This is a genomic window from Winogradskyella sp. HB-48 (genome assembly GCF_049942685.1).
Taxonomy (GTDB): Bacteria; Bacteroidota; Bacteroidia; order Flavobacteriales; family Flavobacteriaceae; genus Winogradskyella.
The window spans coordinates 3,124,907-3,139,070 of record NZ_CP187934.1; the positions used below are offsets into that span (position 1 = coordinate 3,124,907).

11 protein-coding genes are annotated in these 14,164 nt (G+C 35.2%); 4 read left to right on the plus strand and 7 right to left on the minus strand.

Going from position 1 to position 14,164, the window contains the following annotated elements:
* Positions 1-39: 39 nt before the first annotated feature.
* Complete coding sequence (locus ACPX19_RS14000; RefSeq protein WP_426430654.1) at positions 40-2,082, minus strand: tail fiber domain-containing protein; 2,043 nt, start codon at positions 2,080-2,082, stop codon at positions 40-42.
* Positions 2,083-2,279: 197 nt separating this feature from the next.
* Between ACPX19_RS14000 and ACPX19_RS14005 the strand changes: the two genes are divergently transcribed.
* Positions 2,280-2,639, plus strand: coding sequence for a hypothetical protein (locus tag ACPX19_RS14005; protein WP_426430655.1), 360 nt, complete (start codon positions 2,280-2,282; stop codon positions 2,637-2,639).
* Here ACPX19_RS14005 and ACPX19_RS14010 read toward each other — a convergent pair.
* On the minus strand, positions 2,632-3,579 hold the full coding sequence (locus tag ACPX19_RS14010) for an NAD(P)H-dependent flavin oxidoreductase (protein WP_426430656.1): 948 nt from the start codon (positions 3,577-3,579) through the stop codon (positions 2,632-2,634). The genes ACPX19_RS14005 and ACPX19_RS14010 overlap by 8 nt on opposite strands.
* 110 nt (positions 3,580-3,689) lie before the next feature.
* Positions 3,690-4,919 carry a class I SAM-dependent rRNA methyltransferase gene (locus ACPX19_RS14015; protein ID WP_426430657.1) on the minus strand — a complete coding sequence of 410 codons (1,230 nt, stop codon included), beginning with the start codon at positions 4,917-4,919 and terminating at the stop codon, positions 3,690-3,692.
* 216 nt (positions 4,920-5,135) lie between these two features.
* Here ACPX19_RS14015 and ACPX19_RS14020 point away from each other — a divergent pair, with 216 nt between their 5' ends.
* Positions 5,136-5,801 (plus strand): acetyltransferase, encoded by a 666-nt coding sequence (locus ACPX19_RS14020; protein ID WP_426430658.1) that lies wholly within the window; start codon positions 5,136-5,138, stop codon positions 5,799-5,801.
* On the opposite strand, the gene ACPX19_RS14025 is transcribed toward ACPX19_RS14020, so the two are convergent.
* The 4 genes from ACPX19_RS14025 to dnaK form a co-directional block, all read right to left on the minus strand.
* Positions 5,802-7,091 (minus strand): CoF synthetase, encoded by a 1,290-nt coding sequence (locus ACPX19_RS14025; RefSeq protein WP_426430659.1) that lies wholly within the window; start codon positions 7,089-7,091, stop codon positions 5,802-5,804. It abuts the gene before it with no gap.
* Between the two features lie 25 nt (positions 7,092-7,116).
* Positions 7,117-8,493: a hypothetical protein gene (locus ACPX19_RS14030; protein WP_426430660.1), complete on the minus strand. Its 1,377-nt coding sequence runs from the start codon at positions 8,491-8,493 to the stop codon at positions 7,117-7,119.
* The gene (locus tag ACPX19_RS14035) at positions 8,494-9,798 is read right to left on the minus strand and encodes a CoF synthetase (protein WP_426430661.1); all 1,305 of its coding nucleotides are present in this window, start codon (positions 9,796-9,798) and stop codon (positions 8,494-8,496) included.
* A gap of 203 nt (positions 9,799-10,001) precedes the next feature.
* A complete protein-coding gene (gene dnaK / locus ACPX19_RS14040) occupies positions 10,002-11,909 on the minus strand; it encodes a molecular chaperone DnaK (RefSeq protein WP_426430662.1) in 1,908 nt (635 codons plus the stop codon).
* 211 nt (positions 11,910-12,120) lie between these two features.
* Between dnaK and ACPX19_RS14045 the strand changes: the two genes are divergently transcribed.
* Positions 12,121-12,627 (plus strand): dihydrolipoamide dehydrogenase, encoded by a 507-nt coding sequence (locus ACPX19_RS14045; protein ID WP_426430663.1) that lies wholly within the window; start codon positions 12,121-12,123, stop codon positions 12,625-12,627.
* Positions 12,628-12,731: 104 nt separating this feature from the next.
* A complete protein-coding gene (locus ACPX19_RS14050) occupies positions 12,732-14,156 on the plus strand; it encodes an L-serine ammonia-lyase (RefSeq protein WP_426430664.1) in 1,425 nt (474 codons plus the stop codon).
* The last annotated feature ends 8 nt before the right edge of the window (positions 14,157-14,164 follow it).

Sequence of the window (14,164 nt, forward strand, 5' to 3'; positions counted from 1 at the left end):
TTTAATAAACTACAGCAAAATTAGCCTAAATAAAGTGAATTACCGTTCTTCTGCCATCTGTTTTACCATGCTGTATAATTCATCTAGCTTGGCTTTAAGGGTTTTATTTTCCTGCTCTAAATCTTCAATTTTAGCGTTTAAAGCTTTTATGGATTGTACATATAAGGCGTCATAAGTACCATAAGCGGTTTGGTAAAAACCCTGGTTGTCCAAACTCACATTTTCTGGAAATACCTGTTGCAATTCTTGCGCTACAAAACCATATTGTCGGCCTTCTGGTCGGTTGTTTCCGGTTTGGTTATCGTTCCATTCGTAAGTTACACCACGCATTTGCAACAATTTTTGCAAAGCTTGTTCTTCATTGAATGTTTTAATGTTTTTCTTCAGTCGACTATCACTATTAGCTAACCAATCACCTGCAGTAGTTTTAGAAGCATTACCATTAACTTCTAAAATATTTGTGGTTGGAATACGCATTATACCTGTTCTGCCATCCTTTAGTATTGTAAAAGCATTATTGTCACTTGGTATACCTATTGCAGCGTCTCCATTACCTACAACAAAAAGTCTATCATTGGCATTATTAGAAGTAGTACTTACTGGAGTATAAACCTCTTCATTAAATCCAAATACAGTCTCAGAAAATGAGTAAGCAGTAATATCATGACCTATAGCGATAGAATGTGAACCTAAGGCTTCAGTATTTGCACCCATTGCAATAGCATTGGTAGCACCAGATGCCGTTTCTGCATTAACACCCAAAGTCATTGAATAATTACCATTTGCTACTCCGTTCATAAATGCTATTGCCCCTTCTCCATTTGTTGTTCCGCTCCATGCCAAGGAATTGTCTCCATTGGCAATACTGCCCGTCAAAGCCGTGGCGTAATCTCCAGTGGCCGTAGCGAAAGCTCCCATAGATGTGGAACCTTGTCCAGACGATGTGCTATTGGTACCCAATGCCATGGATGTACTGCCTGTGGCACTAGAGTTGTCTCCAAAAACCCGACTGTTGACTCCATTGGCCGTTGTATTGGCGCCTATAGCTATGGCTCCATTAGCTGTAGAACTTGTCTGCGCATTTACTCCCATGATGATTGAATAATCACCGTTGGCTACACCGTTCATAAACGCTATTGATCCCTCACCATTCGTTGCTCCGCTCCATGCCAATGAATAATCACCTGCTGCTACACTGCCCATCAAACCCGTTGCATAATCTCCAGAGGCCGTAGCGAAAGCTCCCATAGATGTGGAACCTTGTCCAGACGATGTGCTATTGATACCCAATGCCATGGATGTACTGCCTGTGGCACTAGAGTTGTCTCCAAAAACCCGACTGTTGACTCCATTGGCCGTTGTATTGGCGCCTATAGCTATGGCTCCATTAGCTGTAGAACTTGTCTGCGCATTTACTCCCATGATGATTGAATAATCACCGTTGGCTACACCGTTCATAAATGCTATTGCCCCTTCTCCATTTGTTGCTCCACTCCATGCCAATGAATAATCACCTGCTGCTACACTGCCCATCAAACCCGTTGCATAATCTCCAGAGGCCGTAGCGAAAGCTCCCAAAGCTATCGAGCCTGCACCAGAAGCTGTTACTCCTTCACCTAAACCTATTGAACTATTACCAACACTAATGTCATTCCATTCACTACCACTAACAATTCCTGCCCTAAAAGCGGCTTTACTTTTATCGAAAAAGAAACGTGAGCCCGAGCCAGATAGCACATTACTTCCGAAAACGAAATCATCACTACCAATGTTTGTAGTATTTTGAACGATTCCACCAATACTTTGAAACTCACCAGAAGCGCCATTAGTTAATTGATTCCAAATAGAACCATCATAAAACCAAAAGCCAACCGACCCATTAGTTTGATAAACCAAAAGCCCTTCTGCTGGTGAACCAATTGCTAAACGGTTAGCTTGAGTCATTCTAGGAATTAATAACCCTGAAGTTGAACTTTCAATATCTAATATTGAAGAAGCATCTGGACTGGTAGTACCAATGCCTACCTGAGAAAATGATAGATTAAAACAAATGAGAACGAAGAGAAAAGCTAGGGATTTCATGATAAGTGGTTTTATAGTTTACCTCTACATCGTAAAAACCAAAAAATGTCATCAATACCATTTCTTAAAAATTATAGCCATTCATCGAAGAAATATTATTTTTTTAAACGGTTAATCGTGAAAATATTTATCCGAACGAATTAAATGAGTGTCTTCTCTTGAAATACATACTTTGTCCTAAATAAACTTAACTACCTATGAAATATATAGTTACCCTTTGTGCATTAATGCTATTTAATCTAAGTTTTTCTCAAAAGACATCTAGTGATGATGGTGTGCATTTTGGTACTGGATTTTTAATCTCAGGTGTTACTTATACGCTTGTTTATAGCAAAACCAAAAATAAAAAGAAAGCCTTTTGGTACAGCTTTGGTTTATCTACCTTAGCAGGACTAGCGAAAGAGTTTTATGATGGCGAAATTATAACCGGTAGGTTTGACAAAAGCGAATTTTTAGCTACTGCTGCTGGTGGATTATCAGCAAGCATCTCATTTGATGTTTTTACTGGAAAGCGAAAAAAGGAAAAAAGACAAGAATTATTGGCTTACTCTAATTGACAAGCTTGGCCACAATCTCTTTTACTGGTAGTATTTCTTTGGTATGCTCTATACTTGGCCCTGCAACCCAAACCGTTTTGTAAGTGGCTTTTTTAGCAGCTTTTTCAGTAGCTTTCATACCAATTGAAAAACGGATCATTTTCACCCATTTTTTAAGCTTTCGGTTTTTATTGAGAAGGTTCTCAATCCAAGTCGCTTTAGTTCCTATTTTCTGTACATAAGGAGTATTGATTACTGTACATGGCGTACCAGAAATACGCTCGGTCATTACAATGTCTTTTGCACCATAATCTACACATGCTTGTTTATACTCATCTGTAACTCCTGCTTCTACCGATGCTATAAAGGGACTACCGACCGATACACCAGATGCCCCATAGCTCAACATTTTATCAATATCTGCTCTACAACCTACTCCACCAGCAGAAATTACCGGAATAGAAAGTTCTTTTTGTAATAAGCTGGTTAATTCTTCTGGTGACATATTGCCTCTATGACCACCAGCTTCATTATTTACTGCAATCGCAGCATCAGCCCCTAAACTTTCAACTTTTTTAGCAAATCTTAAATCCGTAACATCACAAAATACTTTAATTCCGACTGCATGTGCTTGTCGAATAGTTTCTTCTGGACTTCCTAACGAGGTAATAATAAAATCACAACCTTCTTCACAAAGCACTTCGAGTTGACCTTTATATTTGACATTAGATTTGTTGACTATTAAATTAAACCCAAAAGAGCCTCCTTCTGGTTTGGCTGCTTTTAATTGCTGAATAGCCTCTCTTAGCTCATCCAATGTTCTGTAGTTTAAGGCAGGAATACAACCAGCAATTCCAGCTTTCATAGCTTCTTTTACCATGGCTACGTTAGATACCAAAAACATTGGCGCCATAATTACTGGGTGACTTATCTTCAACATTTCGGTTAGTTTTGTTTGCATAGGTTTTATTGATTAGGTTTCGACTGCACTTCGACTACGCTCAGTGTGACAAAAGCAACTGGTAATCGAATTCAAATATAATAAATTTTATTATGCATGCATAATAAAATTTATTCCAAGAAACGGTAGTAACCACATTTTAAATAAGCCCCTTCGGGAAACGAAATAGGATGATCAATATCGTGATTGGTCTTTAAAATGGTTTCAAACAATCTCCCTTGAGCATTCAAAACATTTTGGTTTAAATCGAAGAACGATTGAGCCGTTACTCTAGATGAACATGAAGCCAACACTAACATACCTTTTTTTGCAGTGAGTTTTTCTCCTAATTCTGCTAATTGTTTGTACTTCTTTTTTGCCAATTCTATTTCACTCTGTTGCTTGGCAAAACTTGGCGGATCTATGACAACCACATCAAACGTCTTTTTCTTTTTTATGAGATTTTCCATCTGTTCAAAAGCATCACCTGAAATGGTTTTATGAATTCCAGAGTAATCATTTAACTTTCCATTTTCCCTAGCAACATCTAATGCTTGCTTGCTAATATCCAAACTTGTTACCTCAGTAGCGCCATTGGCTAAGGCATGTACCGAAAATCCACCAGCATAAGAAAATACATCGAGCATCGTTTTACCTTCACTCCACTCACCAACGCGTCTTCTGTTATCTCTATGATCTAAAAAGTAGCCTGTTTTGTGACCTTTTAAAACATTGGCGGAGAACTTAACTTCATGTTCTATGAACTCCACAACTTCGTTTTTTAGCTTTCCATAAACTACTTCACCATCTGTAAAATCATGATGACTACTATTCTCTAATTGTCTGCTTAACCTTAGTACAATAGTTTCAGCAATAGAGATCTTTTGAAGACTTTCTAAAATCCACTCTAAATAAGGTAACCATATTTCGGAATAGATTTTAAGAACTAAAACCATATCATAAACATCGGCAATTAGACCTGGAAATCCATCATTTTCACCAAACAATAACCTGTAGCTGTTGGTTTTGGTTTTAAGTAGTTCTTTTCGTTTTTGATAAGCGACTTCAATTTTTTGTTGGAAAAATTCAGCATTAATTACCGCTTTAGTTTGCGTATTATGAATCATTTTAATACGAATTGGCGATTTGGTATCATAAAGACCTATTCCTATGACTTTGTTTTTATTCTTGCTGAAAATTATAGCTAAATCTCCTGTTTTGGCATCGTCATTAACCTTTAAAATACTATTAGAAAACACCCAAGGGTGGCCTTTTATAACAGACTGTTCTCCTTTAGAGTTAAGCTTAACCGCAAGGTTTTTTGGTTTATTTTTTACTAAAAAAGGTCGGTTAAATGCCATAAATTGAATAAAAACTGAAGTGCTAAAAACCAAAGATTTGATGCAAAAATAGCTCTAAATAGTACAAGATTTTAACATTTAGTGGATGAATTTATGCCTTTTAGCGTGTTTACTGCTCTAATTAACATTGATTAAATATCTTCGAACCTTAACCAAATCTACTTTGGCAATTCGATTGTTGACCCTATACCAATTAATTTGTCAAAACCTAATGAAATGAAAAACATAGTAATTTATGGTGCTTCTGGCCATTCTAAAATGATTGTAGATATTATTCTGAAGAATAATGATTACAACATTATAGGTTTTATAGATTCTTATAAACCTTTAAATTCTACAGTATATGGTCATAAAGTTATTGGAAACTTGGATTCACTTTCTGTTGTAATTAAAAAATTTCATATCGAAGGTCTTGTTATTGGAATAGGTGACAATGATCTAAGATTAAGCATTTACAGAAGTATAAAAAAAATAGCTCCGAAAATTGAGTTTGTTCCTATAGTTCATCCAAGCTCAATTTTAGCTGAAGATATATTAGTTCCTGAAGGTACTGTATTAATGGCTGGTACTATAGTGAATGCGAATGCTAAGCTAGGTAAATTCTGCCTACTTAACACTAAGGCCTCATTAGGACACGATTCTGTAATGTCTGATTTTTCTAGCTTATCCTCTGGTGTAACAATTGCAGGGAATGTTAGTATTGGGTTTTGTTCCTCAATATGCCTTAGCGCCTCAGTAAGTCAAGGTGTAAGTATTGGAGATCATACAGTTATTGGTGGTGCTTCATTGGTTTTAAAATCTGTTGGAGATTTTAAATTGGCTTATGGAGTTCCTATACATACAGAAAAAGATAGAAATTTAGACTTAATGCATACTGCATAATTATTTGTAGTATTCGTTAACTACTTGTCTTCTTTTTCCTGAAGACAGTAGAGGTATATCGTTGACGATATTGACCTTTACGACAGCATCTTCACCAAGATACGATTTGTACTTATCTATAAGTTTAGTGGCATCAAATTCCTTATCTGTGTTCAAATTAATATAATACTCTGTCTTAGTCTTTTGAACTATTTGATATTGTTTAAATTCTCCAAATTCATTGAGCATACTAGACATGAACAATGAAGGCAATAATTTACCTTTCGTAGTAAATAACTGGTCTAATTTCCTTCCTAAGATTTGTGTTAAATATAGTGTGCCGCTGGCATCAACATTCATAATACCAACATCTCCTGTATCATATCTTATTAGCGGCATGGCAAAATTATAGAGATCTGTTAATACTATTCTACCTGCTTGTCCATGAGGAAGTAGTACATCCTTTTCAAGGTCAAAAATCTCAATGACAAAACTCGAATTGTTAATCCTGAACCGATCTTGAGAGTCATAGAGTTGTTGTGCTATAATTCCGGATTCGGTATTAGAATAACGTGATAATGGTGTAATCCCAAAATATTTTTGGGCAGCTTGCTTCGCATAAGGACTCAAAGCATCAGAGATAGTTATTATTGACTTGGTTTTAAATCTAACAGGATTCTTTTCAACTGTATCCAGATATTTACAAATATGCTCTAAGGTAGACCCATACATCATAAAACTTAATACCTTGCCCCTTGCATTTAACTTTTCAATAAATATTTCAATGCCATTTTCTATAACATCAAATGTGCTAACAGGTGTAATGTTTTTTTTAAAATAATCTAGCTTAATCTTAAGCGTTAGTTTGAATAACCAAGCTCTAATAAAGATTAAAGGGTCACCAATATTGTAATTAGCCTGAGATGAAAACCATATATTATCAGCATTAATCTTTTGTACTTTTTCTTTGTTATGATAAATTCTAAAAGGTGATCCTGTAGAACCGCTAGTAAAGACTTGTCTGCAATTACTTTTATCATATTTATTAGACAAAAAAGCATCAAAATCTTCTCTAATGATATTCTTATTGATTATAGGGAACTCCTTAAGTTCTTTAAGCTCTTTATTTTTATAGAAAGATGTGGTTTGCAAGGTATGCGTAATCAACTTGTTCAATTGTTTTGCATTTTCAGCTTCAGACAATTTTCGGTTTTTTACCTCTAAAATCTCATGAGTTTGAGTATGCAACCGTTTTAAAGGTTGGCCTTTAATCTTATCTAGAAACCAAAAAATGTTTCGTCTTAAATTCAATAGAAAATGTTTTTTTGAACCTCAATTACTCAGACCATTTATACAAATCAAAATAATCTGATGTGTACAAAAGTATACTATTTTCAGGGACTGAAGGATTAAAAAACGGGCTTCCAGGACCAGGATACAAATCGTTATGACCTTTTTTTTGTCTCAACAACAAAACCTCATCATATTTAGAGGTTATAGATTCATCAACCTTAAGATGAGCCTGCCCAACCTTAGTTTTCAGTTGCCAAACTACCCACCAATCAAGACCATGTCTTACCATAACAATCGTCTTATCTGGATTCTGAATTTTAGTTTTCATCAAAGCCAAATCGTCATAAGATTCAACGCTTATGGTATTCTGTTTTGGATGTATAAGATTATAAATTACTGATATTCCTATAATTACACTTAGTAAAACAACAAACTTTGATTTGTATGATACTTTTAAATATGGATACACTAAAATCAAAGCAATCAACTGCGGTATAAACAACATCAGGTTAAAGCGTCTCCAAAGTTCAAAACGTAAGAGTGGTATTGATAACAAAGTAATAAACCATAAAAATATCGTAAACAATTGCTTTTGTCTAGTTTCTACTTTTGGATTTCTAATAGCTAAAAACAACACCAAACCAATTAAAACACTTAAAATAAAACTTGCAATACCAGCAGGATAGAAAGCAATTCGCCATGGTAAGCCAAACCACTCTTCAAAAATATTAATCGCGTTAAATGCTCTAAAAGGATCTAACCACCATACAATGGCAAACCCTAAAATTGCTGTTATAAGAATTGGGATTATCGCTTTTACCTTATATACAGTAATTAAATATATCCCAAGGAAAATTATAGATATTGCAAATACACCAAAATGTGTAAACGCAATTAAGAATAAGACTAAAACAATAAGCAATCCATGCTTTGCTGATTTTTGCTTAAAAAACTTTAGAAATAAGTACAACAAATATGTAAACCCAACCAGTGCGTAGGCGTTTTTCATCATCTCTGCACCCAAATAAAGTGTTGAAAACGAGAACAATGCAAATGCAACAATTAAGTATTCAAAAGATTTTGGTAACTCAAATTCAGGATAGTTATTGATTAACTTATATATAGGAATAATCAATAATGGAATACTCAGTGCTCCCAATATTTTAATTCCCAAAATAATAAGATACTCTGTAGACTGTGAAGGAAAAATAAAAGTCAAAACCTTTACAAACAATGCATTGATGTAGAATATTAAAGGCATATCGTTCATAGCTAAACGGCCTTGCTCTAAAATACTTCTAACCTGTACAGGATAGTAACCACCATTGATACCTGTGATGATAGACGATTGAAATTCCAGAAACAATCTAAAACCAAAAGCAAGTAATGCTAAAATGAAGTAAAAGGTTTTCTTACCCATTTAATTAATTGAATTGTAATACTCGTTAACCACTTCCCTACGTTTTCCTGAGTTTAATAACGGAATATCATCTACGTAATTAATTGTAATCTCAGCATCTGCGCCAAAATAATACTTATACTCTTCCACCAATTGCTTCTCATCTACTTTTTTATCAGTATTCAGGTTAACTTCGTATGTTTTTTTATCTTTTTGAACTAGCTGAAATTGTTTGTATTGTCCATATTTACACAATTTAGCCGAAAGATGAGATGGCACCAAATTACCTTTAGTGTCGTATAGCAGGTCTAAAACTCTACCTGAAACTTCTGTAAAGTACGGTCTGTTATTTTCATCCAATTCCATCACACCAACATCTCCTGTATCGTATCGAATTAGAGGTGTTGCCCAATTGTATAAGTCAGTAATTACGATTCTACCACGTTGACCATAATCTAACTTTTTATCAGAATTCAAATCAAAAATTTCTACAACATAACTAGAGTCATTGATCTTGAATCTTAAATCATCTTGTTGGATTTGTTGGGCTATAATACCATTTTCGTTGTTTGAATATCTGGATAATGGTTGAGTACCAAAATATTGTTTTACCGAATTCCTTGTATAATCATTTAAGGCCTCAGAGATTGTAATTATTGATTTTGTTTTGAAAGTAATTGGGTTGTTTTCTAATTTGTCGAGATACTTACAGATTTTTTCAAAACTAGATGCATAGCCTATAAAGCAAACCTCTGACGATTGTTTATTAAGCTTTTCAATAAATGTTTTTATTTCATCATCAGAAAGATTGAAAACACTCAGAGGATGCATGTTTTTCAACTGAAAATCTAGTTTTTTCTTCAAGCTAAATGTATCCGACCAAATTTTTACATATACCAAAAAATCACCTAATTGATAGTTAGATTTCGCTGAGAAATAAATGTTATCAGCTATATTCTTCTGAATTTTTTCTTTGTTGTGATAGACACTAAAAGGCGAGCCTGTAGAACCGCTTGTAGACACTTTTCTGCATTTTGAGACATCATATTTTGAAGATTTAAATTCATCAAAATGATCTCTAATGATGTTTTTATTGATAACCGGAAAACTATCTAATCCCTGTGAAGAATTAAATCCTCTGTAAAAATGTGTTGAAGTTGTTGCATGTTGTAACAAGTAGTCTAACGAACTCTTAGCTGAGTTTGAATCAGGTATAGAATTATCGAGTAGTCTTTGGGTATTATTCAACTTTGTTTTAACTGGATTTCCCTTTACAGAGTCACTAAGCCAAAATAGTTTTTGCCTAAGGTTTATACCTCTTTTCATCGTGATTAATTAATAGCTAATAAAACCTAATGCATTAATTGATAGGCTTATGTAACAATTATAGTAAAAAGAAAATCGATGATTAATAATTATAGATAAAATGAAAAAAAAACGCAACCAAATGAATGATTGCGTTTAGTTTATCAAAATTCTGAAACAACACTTCGACTGCGCTCAATGTGACAGTTCAGAATAACAATTTATTATTTCACTTCTTCGAAATCTACGTCTTCTACATCGCTAGACTCATCAGACGGCTGACCTTGAGCTCCTGCATCAGGACCTGCAGCTCCACCTTGCTGAGCTTCTGCTTGTGCTTTGTACATTTCTTCACTAGCTACTTTCCAAGCTTCGTTGATTTTCTCTAAAGCTGGCTCTATAACCGCTATATCTTTAGACTCGTAAGCTGTTTTTAATTCAGCTAAAGCATCTTCGATTGGCTTTTTCTTATCAGCAGATAATTTATCGCCAAACTCTTCTAACTGCTTTTCAGTTTGGAAAATCATTCCATCTGCTTGGTTTAATTTATCAGCAGTTTCTTTTGCTTTAGCATCTGCTTCTGCGTTAGCTTCGGCTTCAGCCTTCATCTTTTGGATTTCTTCTTCAGTTAATCCAGATGATGCTTCAATTCTAATATCTTGTTTCTTACCAGTAGCTTTATCTTCTGCAGATACTTTGATGATACCGTTGGCATCAATATCAAAAGTTACTTCAATCTGAGGTGTTCCTCGTCTTGCTGGTGGAATTCCATCTAAGTGGAAACGACCGATTGTTTTATTATCTGCTGCCATTGGACGCTCACCTTGTAATACGTGAATCTCTACCGATGGCTGATTGTCTGCTGCAGTTGAGAATACTTGCGATTTCTTTGTAGGAATCGTAGTGTTAGCTTCAATCAACTTAGTCATTACATTACCCATGGTCTCAATACCAAGTGATAATGGTGTTACGTCTAATAAAAGAACGTCTTTTACATCTCCAGTTAATACACCACCTTGAATACCAGCACCAAGAGATACAACCTCATCTGGATTTACACCTTTACTTGGTGTTTTACCAAAGAATTTCTCTACTGCTGCTTGTACTGCTGGAATACGTGTAGAACCACCTACTAAAATTACCTCATCAATATCAGATTTAGATAAACCTGCTGCTTTTAATGCAGTTTCGCAAGGCTCAATAGTACGCTTAATTAAATCATCAATTAACTGCTCAAATTTAGAACGTGTTAATGTGCGTACTAAGTGCTTTGGTCCACTCGCTGTAGCTGTTACATAAGGTAAGTTAATCTCTGTCTGTGCAGAAGATGATAACTCTATCTTAGCTTTTTCAGCAGCTTCTTTAAGACGTTGTAAAGCCATTGGGTCTTTACGTAAGTCCATATCTTCGTCAGCAATGAACTCTTCTGCTAACCAATCGATAATTCTTTCATCTACATCGTCACCACCTAAGTGTGTATCCCCATCTGTAGATAATACCTCAAATACTCCGTCACCTAACTCAAGAATAGAAACGTCGTGTGTACCACCACCAAAATCGAATACTACTATTTTTTGGTCTGTAGATTTTTTATCTAAACCATAAGCTAATGCTGCTGCAGTAGGCTCGTTGATAATACGTCTTACTTTTAAACCTGCTATTTCACCAGCTTCTTTAGTTGCTTGTCTTTGTGCATCGTTAAAGTAAGCAGGCACTGTAATAACAGCTTCAGATACGTCTTGTCCTAAGTAATCCTCAGCAGTTTTCTTCATCTTTTGAAGAATCATTGCAGATAACTCTTGTGGAGTGTATAAACGACCATCAATGTCTACTCTTGGTGTATCGTTATCACCTTTTACTACTTTATATGGTACGCGTTCTGCTTCTTTTTTAGACTCAGAATATTTGTTACCCATAAAACGCTTAATAGAATAAACCGTTTTTGTTGGGTTAGTTACTGCTTGTCTTTTTGCCGGATCACCAACTTTAATTTCACCACCTTCTACGAAAGCGATAACCGAAGGTGTAGTTCTCTTACCTTCAGCGTTTGGGATTACAACTGGCTCATTACCTTCCATTACAGAAACGCAAGAGTTGGTTGTTCCTAAATCAATTCCAATAATCTTACTCATAATTATATTTTTTGTTTTATTTCCGCTATCACGGAAAGTGTTGTGTTTTTAATTTTTAAACTCGCTTATAGATAGTCAATGATTATGCCATGACAAAAAATATGACATGATGTCATATTGAAATTTCAATTTAATTTTTCATTTAACGTTTTTTGGTACATACTTTGATACCGTAGTAGAAGATTATTACTATTAATTAAAACCTTTTACCATGAGAAAACTAACAATTCTACTCTTTTCACTTACTTTTTTACTAACGGCTTGCGAAGGAGACCCAGGACCTCCAGGACCTCCAGGATTGAATGGCCAAAATGGTGTCAACTTTGTAGGGCAATCCTTTGAAAGAACTGTAAATTTCACAAATGCTAATGGCTATTTTGTAGATATAGAAATTCCTCTTGATATTGAATTACTAGAATCTGATATGGTTTTAGTTTATCGACTTGTAGGTGTAGATAGCGATGGTTTTGATTTTTGGAGACCATTACCTGAGACCGTTTACACTGATGATGGTGGAGAATTTCAATATAATTTTGACCACAACTTTGATTTTGTTGATATCTATTTATATGCACCACCTTCTTTTGATCTTGGCTCTATACCAGAGATTAATCGTATAGACCAAACATTTAGAATAGTGATACTACCAGTAGATTTTATTAATAGCAACAATATTGATATTAATGATTTTAATGATGTTGCACAGTATGTGCAATAAACCTATCTCATTAAAAGAATTAAAGCGATGAAATTATTCATCGCTTTTTTTATGTCTTACATCATTGAACAATGAAGTATATTTGCCAAATTAAACTTAACTAAATGGAATGTATTTCTGTCTTTGATATGCTAAAAATTGGTGTAGGACCATCAAGCTCTCACACTTTAGGTCCATGGCGAGCCGCAGAACGCTGGATTAAAGAACTTAAAGACAAAAATCGTTTTAATAAGGTCGAAAAAATAAGGGTTGACCTTTATGGCTCTTTATCCTTAACAGGAAAAGGACACGCGACAGATCTTGCTATATTACTTGGTCTTTCAGGTGCAGATCCAGAGCGTATTCCAGTAGATACCATAGACGTTATTATTAATTCAATTAAGAATACAAATACCTTAATGTTTAACAACGAAAGGCCAATTCCCTTCGATGTTCATATAGATCTGAAATTCAATCGGAACTTTTTGACTTATCATGCGAATGGTATGGCATTTTCAGCATTAATTAATGGCCGAAATTACAAATCTACCTACTACTCTATTGGAGGTGGATTTGTGGTCCAAGAAGAACGAAAAATTTCTAAGGCCAATAAAATAATTTTTTACTGTACATTCCCTTATCCGATTTCGTATGGTGACGAACTTTTAAAGTTTTGCCATCAGTTAAATCTTCCTATTTCTGGTGTTGTTTTGGAAAATGAAAAGTCCATACGCGACATTGAAACCATAGATTTTGAATTGCTTCGCATCTGGAATACCATGTTAGAATGCATGTACCTTGGCTGTCATACTGAAGGCACACTTCCTGGCGGACTCAATGTTCGTCGTAGAGCTTATGACATGCATAAAAATTTAATCGGAGATTTTACTTATGAAAGTCCACAAGAATGGTTAAAAACCATTAGAAAAACCGAAGTTAAATTTAGACAAATCCTTAAATGGGTTAGCTGTTTTGCTTTGGCAGTTAATGAAGTTAATGCATCTCTTGGCCGCGTAGTAACTGCACCAACAAATGGAAGTGCTGGTGTGATTCCTGCGGTGTTGATGTACTACATGGTGATTGAAAATCATGAGGCCGACTTTGAGCATGTTAAAAAGTTCTTATTGGTTGCCAGTGAAATTGGTAGTATCTTCAAAAAAGGTGCAACCATAAGTGCCGCAATGGGAGGTTGTCAAGCTGAGATTGGAGTATCGTCTGCTATGGCTGCTGGTGCGCTTTGTGAACTTTTGGGTGGCACTCCAGAACAAGTTTTAGTAGCGGCAGAAATTGCCATGGAACACCATCTAGGCCTTACTTGTGATCCTATTGGTGGATTGGTACAAATCCCTTGTATAGAGCGAAACTCAATGGGAGCCATAAAAGCCATCAATGCTGCTGAATTAGCCTTAGAAACCGATCCTAATAACGTCAAAGTTCCGCTAGATAAAGTAGTAAACACCATGTGGGAAACCGCTAAGGATATGAATACAAAATACAAGGAAACCTCAGAAGGTGGCTTAGCTGTTGGTGTTCATTTGAGTGATTGTTAAAAATAAAA